Here is a 13,322-nt window from a genome sequence, read left to right on the forward strand (position 1 = left end):
GCGACTGGCGGGACTTCAACCGGCTGACGTCATTCAGGCGTCCTGAGAGACCAACACGATATGCGGACATCCCCTTTCTTTTCCGGAAACAACGATCAATGGCTTGACGACTTCATTGTCGACGAGCGCCTGAAATTCGAAAAGCTCGCTCCTCCGAAAAGATCGCGCAACTGGCATTTCCGGAAAGCGACCGTCACGCCCGTGTCGGAGTGGATTACCTGTTTTCGACATGCTCTGACGGCATCACGCCGCAGTCCGGACGGGCTGATCGTGTGCTTTCCACAGCTTGCCATGTGCGCGGGACTTCTGAAGCGGATCTTCCGGCAGAAGGTCAGGATCATCGCCTATAACTTCAACCTGGGTGCCTTGCCGCAAGGCCCGCGCCGAACCCTGGCAAGGCTTGCTGCCGGGCAGATCGACCGCTTTGTAGTCCATTCACCGCTGGAGGTGCCCAGCTATGCCGAATACCTGGGCGTGCCTTCCGAAAAAGTAAGCTTCATTCCCCTGCAGCGAGGCAAGATAGACATTGCGCGCGAGGAAGAGGCCCGCGAACCCTACCTTCTTGCGCTCGGCTCGGCCAACCGGGATTATGCATCGCTGATCGCCGCCGTGGATGAACTGGGCATCAGGACCATCATCGTCACGCGCCCGGAGGCGATCGAGGCCCTTCCCCGCAGCCCGCATGTGACGTTCATGTCGGGCCTTAGCCAAAGGCAATGCAACGAACTGATGGCCCGCGCCCGGATAAGCGTGACTCCAGTTGCAAACCAGGAAACGGCGTCGGGGCAGATCACCTTCCTGACGGCCATGCAACTGGGTGTCCCCGTCGTCGTGACACGATGCCCGGGAACCGCCGGCTATATCGAAGACGGCAGGACCGGGCTGTTGGTCGAGCCTGGGGATGTGGGCCATCTGAAAAGCGCCATCGAGGCGCTGTGGACGAGTGAGGCAAGGCGGTCGGTCCTGGCCGAAGAGGCACAACGCGAATCGCTGCACCGCTTTTCAGACAAGGCGGCCGCGAACAGCCTTCGGCAGATCATCCGGGAAGTGGCAGGCTGATCGCCTTCGCCAGCAGTCCTAGCCCATCCGTTCGCTGACATAGCTGCCCGGGGAGGGCGGGAACACCACGGTCTTCTCGCCGTTCAGGAACACCCGGCCGTGGATATGGGCATGGACCGCGCGGGCCAGAACCTGCGCCTCGACATCGCGGCCAAGCGAGACATAGTCGCCCGGCGACTGCGCATGGGTCACGCGCACCGTGTCCTGCTCGATGATTGGGCCCTCGTCCAGATCGGCGGTCACGTAATGGCTGGTCGCGCCGATCAGCTTCACGCCGCGCTCATAGGCCTGCTTGTAGGGGTTCGCGCCCTTGAACGAGGGCAGGAAGGAATGGTGGATGTTGATGATCCGGCCCGACATGGCCTGGCACATCTCGTCCGAGAGCACCTGCATGTAGCGCGCCAGCACGACCAGTTCCGCGCCCGTGTCGCGGACGATGCGCATCTGCTCGGCCTCGGCCTGGGCCTTGTTTTCCTTGGTGACCCTGATGCAGTAATAGGGCAGGTCGTGGTTCACGACGACTTTCTGGTAGTCCATGTGGTTGGATATCACTGCCACGATGTCGATGGGCAGCGCACCGATCCGCCAGCGGTAAAGCAGGTCGTTCAGGCAATGCCCGAACCGGCTGACCATGATCACGACCTTCTTCTTCACCGCGTCGTTGCTGAAATCGGCCTCCATCCCGAAGCGTTCGGCGATGGGGGTGATGCCCTGCTGAAGCTGATCCAGCGTCGCCTCGCCTTCCGAGCGGAAGCTGACGCGCATGAAGAAGCGGCCGGTCTCGGTATCGTCGAACTGCGCGCTGTCGGTGATGTTGCAGTCATGCCCGGCGAGGTAACCCGAGATGGCGGCCACGATCCCGCGGGTCGAGGCGCAGGTGACGCGCAGCGTATAGCTTTTCATGAGGAGTCCGCTTCCTTGGCTGTCTGGTTGGCAGCATTTCAGACGAAAGGCCGGCAATGACAATCATGTTTCCGACACCGCCGGGGGTTGCCGCGACATCCCCCGGCACAGTGGCCGGATCAGGCGGCGGGCATCCGCGATTCCACCATGCCGGCATACCAGCTGGACCCGGCGGGGATCGCGTCGTCGTTGAAGTTGTAGGCGGGGTGGTGGACCATGGCCGTGTCGCCGTTGCCCACGAAGATATAGGCGCCCGGCCTTTCGTTCAGCATGTAGCTGAAATCCTCGCCCCCCATCATCGGCTGCATCGACAGATTCACATCGCCCGCGATGTCGCGCGCCACCTGGGCGGCCCAGACGGTCGCCTGTTCGTCGTTCATGGTGACGGGATAGCCGCGCTGGTAATTGACCTCGGCCTTGGCATTCATGGCGGCGGCGACATTGGTGGCGACGCGCTTGATGCCTTCCTCAAGCTGATCGCGGACGGCCGGATCCAGGCTGCGGGCGGTGCCCTTCAGCTTCACGACCTGCGGGATCACGTTATGCGCGGTCGAATCGGTGGACACGACGCAGACCGAGACCACGGCGTTCTTCAGCGGATCGATGTTGCGCGACACGATGGACTGCAGCGCGACGATGATCTGCGCCGCCGTCAGCGTGGTGTCGATGCATTCGTGGGGCTTGGCCGCATGGCCGCCCTTGCCGGTGACGGTGATGTCGAACTGGTCGGCCGCCGCCATCATCGCGCCCGGCTTGATGGCGAAGGCGCCGACGGGGAGGCCCGGCATGTTGTGCATCCCATAGAATTCCTGGATGTTCCAGCGCGTCACAAGCCCGTCCTGAACCATCGCGTCGCCGCCCCCGCCGCCCTCCTCGGCCGGCTGGAAGATCACCACGGCGGTGCCGTCGAAATTGCGCGTCTCGGCCAGGTACTTGGCGGCGCCCAGCAGCATGGCGGTATGGCCGTCATGGCCGCAGGCATGCATCTTGCCCGGCGTCTTCGAGGCATAGTCGAGGCCGGTCTGCTCGATGACCGGCAGGGCGTCCATGTCGGCGCGCAGGCCGATCACGCGGCCCTTGGTATCAGACCTTCCCTTGATGACGCCGACCACGCCGGTCTGGCCCACCCCCTCGACCACCTCGTCGCAGCCGAAGTCGCGCAGCAGTTCGGCTACCCGGCCCGCGGTGCGGTGGACATCGTAAAGCAGTTCGGGATGTTCGTGAAAATCGCGGCGCCAGGCTGTGATTTCGGGCAGAAGTTCGGCAAATCGGTTCTTGACGGGCATGTTCGGTCTCCTTCGCAGGGACAGGGTGAACCCTTTGTGCAGACTGCGCAAGCACCGGCTGAGGCCTAGAGGTCGGGTCCAAGGACGACGGGCGATCCGTCGGTAAAGCGGGTGTAGCGGAAACGGGTCAGGTCATGGCCGGGATCGCGGTTCTGGATCAGCCGGGACATGACATGGCCCACCCCCGGCCCGATGCCGAAGCCGTGGCCGGACAGGCCGGTGGCGATGAACAGGCCGGGGATCGCACTTTCGTCCAGCACCGGCACCTGGTCGGGCATCGTGTCGATCATCCCCGCCCAGGCCGCGCGCAGCGTGGGCAGGCCGATCTGCGGAAAGGCCGAGGCGAAGTCCCGTTGCAGCTTCTTCAGGCGGCGCGGGTTCGGGGGCGGGTCCAGGACGCGCATCCTCTCGAACGGGGTGGGCTGGTCCGCCCGCCAGCGTCGGGGGGTGCGCCAACTGTCGGGATAGCCCGCGGGGGCTGTGCCTTGCAGCCGGGTCTGCGACAGGTCGCGCCGGATCATCGGCAGATAGGCGCGCAGGTGGCGGACGGCCGAAGGGCCGATCCAGAAGTCATGGCCCGTGCCCGGCGCCAGCGTATAGCCCCCGTCGGCGCGGCGGCGGAAGGCGAAATCGGGATCGGTCGCGGCGCCCTGCCAGATGTCGGGCAGGGCTTCGGTTGCGGCAACGGTGGCGCGGACGGAAAGCTGCGGCAGATGCAGCCCGGCATTGGCGGCGAACAGCCCCGACCAGGCGCCGCCCGCCAGCAGCACGCGGTCGGCGCGGACCGGCCCGTCCTCGGTCACGACGCCGCTGACGCGGCTCGCCTGTGTCTCGATGGCGCGGACGGCGCAATGTTCGCGGATCGCGACGCCCTCGCGGGCGGCCAGCCGGGCGATGGCGGGGACTGCCGCTGCCGGTTCGGCCCTCATGTCGGAGGGTGTCTGCAAGGCGCCCGCCCACCCCGCCTTGTGCGGCATCGCCCTGGCAAGCTCCGCGCGGTCCAGGATGCGACTGTCCAGCCCGTGCCGGCGGGCGACCGCCAGCCATTCTTCGTATCGCGCTAGCGTGGCCTCGTCCCGCGCCAGATAGCTGACGCCGCAGGTGGTCAGGCCCAGCACGTCGCCCAGTTCCTGCGCCAGCCCCTGCCACAACCGGCGGGCTGTCAGCATCACGGGGATCTCGGCCTCGTCCCGGCCCTGCGCGCGGACCCAGCCCCAGTTGCGGCTGGATTGCTCGGCGGCGACCAACCCCTTCTCGCACACGACGACCGACAGCCCGTCGCGGGCAAGGTAAAGCGCCGTCGTGACACCGGCGATGCCGCCGCCGATCACCACCACGTCGGCGGCCTCGGGCAAGGGGGCGCGGAATTGCGGGGCGGCGTCTGCCGCGATGGGCGGGCCTTGCATCAGTGGTGTGTCACCGGATCGACCAGAACACTGTGGCCCGGCGCGACTTCGCGATAGACCGAGGGCGGCGCCTGGTAGTCGACGGGATGCATTGGCGAGGGGATCGGCTTGAACTTCAGATCCTCGCTGATCTTCTTCTGGCGCGGATCGGCCACGGGGACGGCGGCCATCAGCTGCCGGGTATAATTGTGCTGCGGGTTCTCGAAGACCTGCCGGCGGGTGCCCATCTCCACGATCCGGCCCAGATACATTACGCCGACATGGTGGCTGACGCGTTCGACCACGGCCATGTCATGGCTGATGAACAGCATGGAAATGCCCAGGTCCGCCTGCAACTCCATCAGCAGGTTCAGGACCTGCGCCTGCACGGACACGTCCAGCGCCGAAACCGCCTCGTCCGCGACGATCAGCTTGGGGTTCAGCGCAAGCGCGCGGGCGATGGCGATGCGCTGGCGCTGGCCGCCCGACATCTCGTGCGGGTAGCGGCGCATGAAGCTGCGCGGCAGTTCCACCCGGTCGAACAGCGCGGCGATGCGGTCCTGGCGTTCGGACCGGCTGCCGATGCCGTAATTCTCCATCGGCTCGGCCACCTGGTCGTAAAGCTTCATGTGCGGGTCAAGGCTGGCGAAGGGGTCCTGGAAGATCATCTGCATGTCGCGGCGCGCCCGGCGCAGCCCGCGCGGCGACAGCGCCAGGATGTCGGTTCCATCCAGATCGACCTGCCCCGAGTCCGGTTCCACCAGCCGCAGGATCGACCGTCCGGTGGTGGACTTGCCGCAGCCGGATTCCCCCACCAGCGCCAGGGTCTCGCCCGCGTTGATGGTGAAGCTTACATCCTCGACCGCGTGGACGCGGGCCATGGTGCGGCGCAGAAGGCCACCCTTGACGGCAAAGCGCGTGGTCAGGTTGCGGACCGTCAGCAAGGGCTTCGGATCGGTGACGATGATCGGTTCCGGCGCCGAGACGGTGCCGTCGCGCATCAGCCGCATCCGTTCGGGGGCGGGCTTGCCCGTCATCTCGCCCAGGCGCGGGACAGCGGCCAGCAGCATCTTGGTATAGTCCTGCCGCGGGTTCTCGAAGATCTCCTCGACCGGCCCTTCCTCGACCTTGTCGCCGCGATACATGACGACCACCCGGTCGGCCATCTGCGCCACCACGGCCATGTCATGCGTGATGAACAGGACCGCGATCCGCTTCTCGCGCTTCAGCCGGTCGATCAGCGCCAGGATCTCGGCCTGGATGGTCACGTCAAGCGCCGTCGTGGGTTCGTCGCAGATCAGCAGGCGCGGCTCGCAGGCCATGGCGATGGCGATCACGACCCGCTGGCGCATCCCGCCCGAAAGTTCGTGCGGGTACTGGTCCATGCGGCGCTCGGGTTCGGGGATGCGGACCTGGCGCAGGATCTCCAGCGCGCGGGCGCGGGCCTGCGCCTTGGTCATGCCGCGATGGACGATCAGCCCCTCGGTCAGCTGGTCGCCCACGGTGAAGACCGGGTTCAGCGCCGTCATCGGCTCCTGGAAGATCATGCCGATCTGGTTGCCCCGGATGTCGCGCATCGCGGGCGTGGATTGCCTGGCCAGGTCGATCGCCTTGCCGTCGCCCGGATCGAACATCAGCCGGCCGTTGGTGATCGCGCCACCGCCGAATTCCACAAGCCGCATCAGCGCCAGCGAACTGACCGACTTGCCCGACCCGGATTCACCCACCACGCAGACGCATTCGCCCGGATCGATGGAAAAGCTGACATCCCTGACGCCAACGACCACGCCATCGTTCGTCTCGAACTCGACCCGAAGTTCCTCAATCGAAACAAGCGGCTTGTCGTCCAGCATCGGATCGCCCCCGTTCTGCGCTGTCCGAAGGCTAGCGGGCGTGCGGCAAATGTCAAAGCGGAAACAACCGCAGGGGTGGGCGCGATAAGGCTTGCTTTCCAAATGGGCTTCGATTGAACTGACCTCATTCCGCGGGGGGAAAAGAACGCCTGATCAACGGCGCCAGCCAATCTGGAGTGTGCCCGCGGGTCGCAACAGCCGACAGGAGAGATTGATGAAGCTGAAGACACTGCTGATGGGCGCAGCCGCCAGCCTGGCCTTGGCCCCTGCCGCGATGGCCGAACGGGGCAGCGACGGCGCGCTGAACATCATCATGTGGCAGGCGCCCTCGACCATGAACATCTATCTGACCGGCGGCACCAAGGAGGTGATCGCCTCCAGCATGGTGCTGGAGCCGCTGGCCAATGCCGCGCCCGATGGCACGCTGGTCCCGCGCCTGGCGGCCGAGATCCCCTCGATCGAGAACGGCGGCATCGCCGAGGACCTGAAATCGGTGACGTGGAAGCTGAAGGAAGGCGTCAAGTGGTCCGACGGCACGCCGCTGACCGCCGCCGATGTGGCCTTTTCGGCCGAATACTGCATGCATCCCGAAGGCGGATGTTCCCAGCTTGCCAAGTTCGAGGGCGTGTCCAGCGTCGAGGCGGTCGATGACCTGACGGTGCGCATCAACTTCACCGAAGCGATGCCGGATCCGTTCTCGGCCTTCACCGGGGCGCAGTCGCCCATCATCCAGAAGGCCCAGTTCGAACAATGCCTGGGCGCCAACGCGCCGACCTGCACAGACCAGAACTTCAACCCGATCGGCACCGGCCCGTTCCGCGTCACGCAATTCCTGACCAACGACGTGATCACCTTCGAGGCGAACCCGGAATATCGCGACCCCGAAAAGCCCGCCTTCGCGACCGCCACCATGAAGGGCGGCGGCGATGCGGCGGCGGCGGCGCGGTCGGTGCTGGAAACCGGGGAATTCGACTATGCCTGGAATACCCAGCTTGCCCCCGACGTAATCGCCGGGATGGAGGCCATGGGCAAGGGCAAGGTCAGCGCCGCCTTTGGCAGCCTGGTCGAGCGGATCCACGTGAACCTGACCGATCCCTCGCCGTCCCTGCCCGAGGGCGAGCGTTCGACGAAGGCGCATCCCCACCCCTTCCTGTCCGATCCGGCGGTCCGCAAGGCGCTGTCCATGGCCATCGACCGCCAGCTTCTGTCGGAAATCGGCTATGGCACGGCGGGCAAGCCCACCTGCAACTATGTGCCCGCCCCGGAAGCCTGGGCCTCGCCCAACGAGGAATGCCTGACCCAGGACATCGAGGGCGCCAAGGCGCTGCTGGATCAGGCCGGCTGGACCGTCGGCGGCAGCGGCATCCGCGAAAAGGACGGCGTGCCCCTGAAGATGGTCTTCCAGACCTCGGTCAACGCCGTGCGCCAGGACTTCCAGGCGCTGATCAAGCAATGGTGGTCGGAAATCGGCATCGAGACGGAACTGAAGACCGTCGATGCCTCGGTCTTCTTCGGGACCGATGCCGGCTCGCCCGACACGCTGCAGAAGTTCTATGCCGACGTGCAGATGTATGCCGACAACTTCGAGGGCGGCAACCCCGCGCCCTATCTGGCGAAATGGACCTGCAACAAGGCGCCGGGCCCCGACAACCAGTGGCAGGGCGAGAACATCAGCCGTTACTGCGATCCCGCCTATGACGCGCTGCTGGCGGAGCTTGGCAGGACCGTCGATCCGGCGGAACGCGGCAAGATCGGCCAGAAGCTGAACGACATGCTGACCAAGGACAGCAACGCGATCATCCCGCTGATCTATCGCGGCACGGCCTCGGCGCATTCCAACACCCTGGGCGGCGTCCAGATGAACGCCTGGGATTCGGAACTGTGGAACGTGGCCGACTGGACCCGCGTCCAGCAGTGATCCCCGTCCGGCCCCGCGATCCGTCGCGGGGCCGGACCCATGCCGGCTCATCGCCGACTGGAGCCGCGCCGCACGAGGCGCCCTGACCGAGGCATACGATGCTGACATTCACCATCCGGCGCCTGCTTCTGGCCATCCCGACGCTGCTGTTCATCTCGCTGGTCATCTTTCTGCTGCTGGAGGCATCGCCCGGCGATCCCCTGGGCGACGTGCCGCTGACCGTCCCGCCCGAGGTCAAGGAACGGATGCGAGAGGCGCTTGGCCTGGGATCGCCCTGGTATGTGCGCTATGTCCTGTGGCTGAAGCAGTTCTTCTGGGTCGAGCCGCTGTTCTGGTTCGACCAGGCCTTCGGCACCCAGTTCAGCGCCGGGATGCAGCGGATCATCAGCTTCCAGTCGCGCAGCCCGGTCTTCGACGTGATCGCGCAGCGGGTGCCGCAGACGCTGACGGTGGTGGGCTTTTCCTATCTGGTGGGCGTGCTGATCGCGATCCCGATCGGCATTCTTTCGGCCTACAAGCAGTATTCCTGGTTCGACCAGCTTGGCACCTTCGTGTCGATGATCGGCTTTTCGATGCCGACCTTCTTCACCGGGGTGGTGCTGATCATCATCTTCGGGGTGAAGCTGCAATGGTTCCCCTCGGTCTATGACACGACGCTGCAGGTCCGGGACTGGGACAGCTTCTGGGCGCAGGTCCGACAGATGGTCATGCCGGTGACGGTGCTGGCGCTGTATAACGCGGCGCAGATCAGCCGCTTCATGCGCGCATCCATGCTGGACAACCTCAGCCAGGATTATGTCCGCACCGCCCGTGCCAAGGGCCTGTCCGAAAGGACCGTGGTTCTGAAGCACGTGCTGCGCAACAGCCTGATCCCGGTCATCACCGTCATCGCGCTTGGCCTGCCCGCGGTCTTCGGCGGCGCGATCATCACCGAGCAGGTCTTCAAGGTGAACGGCCTGGGCCAGCTGCTGATCACCGCGATCCACGGCAACGACATTCCCATGGTGCTGACGCTGACCTTCATCTTCGCGATCCTGATCGTGCTGTTCACCCTGATTGCCGACATCCTCTACGGCATTCTCGATCCGAGGATCCGATATGACTGACACCGAACGCCAGCATCAACTGGACATGCGCGAGACCGTCGACGCCACCGCCGTCGCGGCAGGTGCCACGGCCGCCCTGCCCCCCGACAACCCCCTGCACGCAGGCGGCGAGACCCGCAGCCAGTGGCGCGACATCTGGCGGCAGTTCCGCAGCCATCGGGGCGCCATGGTGGCCCTGGTGCTGTTCGTCGCGACCATCCTGTTCGTCACGGTCGGACCCTACATCTGGACCATCGACCCGACCTATGTGGACATCCGGGCCCGCAATTCCGGCTTTACCGCCGCCCATCCCCTGGGCACGGACCAGCTGGGCCGCGACATGCTGGCGCGGCTGATGGCGGGCGGGCGCGTCTCCATCGCCGTGGGGCTGACCGCCATGATCATCGCGATCACCCTGGGCAGCCTGATCGGCGTCACGGCGGGCTATTTCCGGCGGCTGGACGCGCCGCTGATGCGGCTGACGGAACTGTTCCTGGCCCTGCCCCTGCTGCCCTTGCTGCTGCTGATGGTGACGCTGTTTCGCGAGCCGCTGTCGCAGTCCTTCGGCCCGGCCATGGGCACCTTCATCCTGATCGTGTCCGCCATCGGCGCGACAAGCTGGATGCAGGCGGCGCGCATCGTGCGGGGCGACGTGCTGGGCCTGAAGGAACGCGAGTTCATCCTGGCCGCCCGCTCCATCGGAACACCGGCGCATCGCATGATCCTGCGCCATGTGCTGCCCAACGTGCTGTCGCCCATCATGGTTGCCGCGACCCTGGGCATCGCCACGGCGATCATCACGGAAAGCGCGCTCAGCTTCCTTGGCTTGGGCTTCCCGCCGGATTTCCCGACCTGGGGGCGGCTGCTCTATGACGCCGTGGACCAGATGATCATGTATCCGTGGCGGGTGATCCTGCCGGGGCTGTTCATTTCGCTGACAGTTCTGTGCGTCAACTATATCGGCGACGGGCTGCGCGACGCGATGGACCCGCGCATCCGGGGGCGCTAATTCACGACGAATGCGAACGAAGGCGGAACACGGGCTTTCCATGATCCGCCTTCGCGCCTATGTTGGCGGAATGGAGCTTTTGGACGATTCCGATGACATGGGCGGCGTGCCGCTGTCCCGCCGCGCGATGGCCGCGCGCCCTGCCCCTTATCTGGACGGGCTGAACGCGGCACAGCGTGCCGCCGTGGAAACGCTGGACGGCCCGGTGCTGATGCTGGCGGGTGCGGGCACCGGCAAGACCCGCGCGCTGACCACGCGGATCGCGCATCTTCTGATGCTGGGCAAGGCGAAGCCCGGCCAGATCCTGGCCGTGACCTTCACCAACAAGGCCGCGCGGGAAATGAAGAACCGCATTGCCCGCCTTTTGGGCGAGACGGTCGAGGGGATGCCCTGGCTGGGCACCTTCCATTCCATCAGCGTGAAGATCCTGCGCCGCCACGCTGAACTGATCGGCAATGGCGAATTGCACCTGAAGCCCTCCTTCACCATCCTGGACACCGACGACCAGATCCGCCTGTTGAAGCAGCTGATCCAGGCCGAGAACCTGGACGAGAAACGCTGGCCCGCCCGCCAGCTGGCCCATCTGATCGACGGCTGGAAGAACCGCTGCCTGACCCCGGCCCGGCTGCCCAAGGGCGAGGTTGCAAGCTTCGACGGCTGGGGCGGCAAGCTTTATGCGGCCTATCAGGACCGGCTGCTGGCGCTGAACGCCGTCGATTTCGGCGATCTTCTGATGCATTGCGTGACGCTGTTCCAGGCGCATCCGGACGTGCTGCGGAACTGGCAGGACCGTTTCCGCTATATCCTTGTGGACGAATACCAGGACACCAACGTGGCGCAGTACATGTGGCTGCGGCTGCTGGCGCAGACGCATCGCAACATCTGCTGCGTGGGTGACGACGACCAGTCGATCTATGGCTGGCGCGGCGCCGAGGTCGGCAACATCCTGCGGTTCGAGCATGACTTCCCCGGCGCCCAGGTGATCCGGCTGGAGCAGAACTATCGCTCTACCCCGCAGATTCTTGCCGCCGCATCCGGCCTCATCTCTGCCAACCAGGGCCGGCTGGGGAAGACCTTGTGGACCGAGGCCGAAGGCGGAGAGCCGGTCCGCCTGATCGGTCATTGGGACAGCGAGGCCGAGGCCCGCTGGGTCGGGGAGGAGATCGAGGCCTTCCACGGCGGCCACCGCGCCGCCATCGGCCGCACCAGCCTGAACGACATCGCCATCCTTGTGCGCGCGTCCCACCAGATGCGCGCCTTCGAGGATCGCTTCATGTCGATCGGCCTGCCCTATCGCGTGATCGGCGGCCCGCGCTTCTATGAACGGGCCGAGATCCGCGATGCGATGGCCTATTTCCGGCTGGTGGTCAGCCCCGCCGACGACCTTGCTTTCGAGCGGATCGCGAACACCCCCAAGCGTGGCCTGGGCGAAAAGGGCCTGCAGGCCATCCAGTACATGGCGCGTGCGCGCGGCCTGTCGCTGTTGGACGGGACGGTCGCCGCCCTGACGGCGGGCGACCTGTCCGGCAAGGCCGCAGCCAGCATGCGGCAGTTCACCGAAGCCGTGGGCCGCTGGCATGCCGACGCCTTGGACGACCGGGTGAACCATGTCGAACTGGCCGAACGGATCCTGGACGAATCAGGCTATACGGCCATGTGGCAGAACGACAAGTCGCCCGATGCGCCGGGGCGGCTCGACAACCTCAAGGAACTGGTCAAGGCGCTGGAGGAGTTCGAGAACCTCCAGGGTTTCCTGGAACACGTGGCCCTTGTCATGGACCGCGACGAGGGCGACGCCGCCGAGCAGGTCAGCATCATGACGCTGCATGCCGCGAAGGGCCTGGAGTTCCCCATTGTCTTCCTGCCGGGATGGGAGGACGGGCTGTTCCCCAGCCAGCGCGCCATGGACGAGAACGGCACCAAGGGCCTGGAGGAGGAACGCCGCCTGGCCTATGTCGGCATCACCCGCGCGGAGCGCCTGGCCACGATCAGCTTCGCGGGCAACCGTCGGCTTTACGGGCAGTGGCAAAGTTCCATGCCCTCGCGCTTTGTCGATGAACTGCCGCCCGAGCATGTCGAGGTCCTGACCCCGCCCGGCCTTTACGGCGGCGGCTATGGCGCGGCGATGGCCTTTGCGGCGGGCGGCCCCGTCAGCGCACTGCACGAACGCGCGGCCAAGGCCGATGTCTACAACTCGCCCGGCTGGAAGCGGATGCAGGCGCGGGCCGGCGAACGCAAGGGACCCGTCCACCGCGCGCCCGTCATCATCGACGCCGAGCCTGCGGCCAAGTTCACCGTGGGCGACCGCGTGAGCCATGCCAAGTTCGGCGAGGGCACGGTCATGGGCATTGCCGAGGATACGCTGACCGTCCAGTTCGCGGCGGGCTTCAAGAACATCAAGGCGGCCTATGTCCAGCCGGTGGGCGGGGACGACGACGTTCCCTTCTAAGGGCAGGCCTTTCCAAGGGCGGGCCGTTCTGATCCGCTGGCCCCCTGCCCGGCGGGCTGCTAGCCTGCCGGAAACCGCAACCGGGACCGCCCTTGGCCGCCTTCCTCCGCCTGATCCTGTTCCTGCTGATCGCCGAGTGGGTGTTCTACCTGCTGCTGCGGATCTATATCCGGTCGCTGCGCCGCGAACGGCTGGAGGAGATCTGGGACGAACGGCACCCCCTGATGCCGGGGAACACCCCGGCACGGCGCGCGTTCGTCCGAAGGTCCATGATCGGGTTTGACAAATCGCTGAGGTCGCGGCTGTTGCTTCTGGTCTTCGTACTGCCCAATCTGGCAGTCATGGGTATCATCTATTGGATCAACTGGCAGTAAG

At 65.8% G+C, this 13,322-nt stretch carries 10 protein-coding genes; 6 read left to right on the forward strand and 4 right to left on the reverse strand.

Translation table 11 applies throughout. From position 1 onward, the window contains the following. The first annotated feature begins 291 nt into the window (after nt 1-291). Nucleotides 292-1,059 carry a glycosyltransferase family 4 protein gene (locus OU682_RS17670; RefSeq protein WP_268943514.1) on the forward strand — a complete coding sequence of 256 codons (768 nt, stop codon included), beginning with the start codon at nt 292-294 and terminating at the stop codon, nt 1,057-1,059. An 18-nt stretch (nt 1,060-1,077) separates the two neighbouring features. Here the strand turns inward: OU682_RS17670 and purU are convergent, their stop codons facing one another. The 4 genes from purU to OU682_RS17690 all read right to left on the reverse strand — a co-directional run bounded on the left by purU (nt 1,078) and on the right by OU682_RS17690 (nt 6,486). Continuing rightward, nucleotides 1,078-1,962, reverse strand: coding sequence for a formyltetrahydrofolate deformylase (gene purU, locus OU682_RS17675; protein ID WP_268943515.1), 885 nt, complete (start codon nt 1,960-1,962; stop codon nt 1,078-1,080). A 119-nt stretch (nt 1,963-2,081) separates the two neighbouring features. Further along, complete coding sequence (locus OU682_RS17680) at nt 2,082-3,248, reverse strand: M20 aminoacylase family protein (RefSeq protein ID WP_268943516.1); 1,167 nt, start codon at nt 3,246-3,248, stop codon at nt 2,082-2,084. A gap of 65 nt (nt 3,249-3,313) precedes the next feature. Further along, nucleotides 3,314-4,654, reverse strand: coding sequence for an NAD(P)/FAD-dependent oxidoreductase (locus OU682_RS17685; protein ID WP_268943518.1), 1,341 nt, complete (start codon nt 4,652-4,654; stop codon nt 3,314-3,316). Further along, nucleotides 4,654-6,486 (reverse strand): ABC transporter ATP-binding protein, encoded by a 1,833-nt coding sequence (locus OU682_RS17690; RefSeq protein ID WP_268943519.1) that lies wholly within the window; start codon nt 6,484-6,486, stop codon nt 4,654-4,656. Before OU682_RS17690 ends, OU682_RS17685 begins: the two co-directional genes overlap by 1 nt. Nucleotides 6,487-6,700: 214 nt before the next feature. On the opposite strand from OU682_RS17690, the gene OU682_RS17695 reads away from it, so the two are divergent. From OU682_RS17695 to OU682_RS17715, 5 genes are all read left to right on the forward strand, one after another. Further along, nucleotides 6,701-8,404 carry a peptide ABC transporter substrate-binding protein gene (locus tag OU682_RS17695; protein ID WP_268943520.1) on the forward strand — a complete coding sequence of 568 codons (1,704 nt, stop codon included), beginning with the start codon at nt 6,701-6,703 and terminating at the stop codon, nt 8,402-8,404. A gap of 98 nt (nt 8,405-8,502) precedes the next feature. Continuing rightward, nucleotides 8,503-9,510, forward strand: a complete 1,008-nt coding sequence (locus OU682_RS17700; RefSeq protein WP_268943521.1) for an ABC transporter permease — start codon at nt 8,503-8,505, stop codon at nt 9,508-9,510. Next, a complete protein-coding gene (locus OU682_RS17705; RefSeq protein ID WP_268943522.1) occupies nt 9,503-10,498 on the forward strand; it encodes an ABC transporter permease in 996 nt (331 codons plus the stop codon). The genes OU682_RS17700 and OU682_RS17705 overlap by 8 nt, the downstream gene beginning before the upstream one ends. A 70-nt stretch (nt 10,499-10,568) precedes the next feature. Then, nucleotides 10,569-12,947 (forward strand): ATP-dependent helicase, encoded by a 2,379-nt coding sequence (locus OU682_RS17710; RefSeq protein ID WP_268943544.1) that lies wholly within the window; start codon nt 10,569-10,571, stop codon nt 12,945-12,947. A gap of 92 nt (nt 12,948-13,039) precedes the next feature. After that, entirely contained in the window at nt 13,040-13,321 is a 282-nt protein-coding gene (locus OU682_RS17715) for a hypothetical protein (RefSeq protein WP_268943523.1), read from the forward strand. The last annotated feature ends 1 nt before the right edge of the window (nt 13,322 follow it).

The sequence above is a fragment of the Paracoccus benzoatiresistens genome, from assembly GCF_026913015.1.
Lineage (GTDB): Bacteria > Pseudomonadota > Alphaproteobacteria > Rhodobacterales > Rhodobacteraceae > Paracoccus > Paracoccus benzoatiresistens.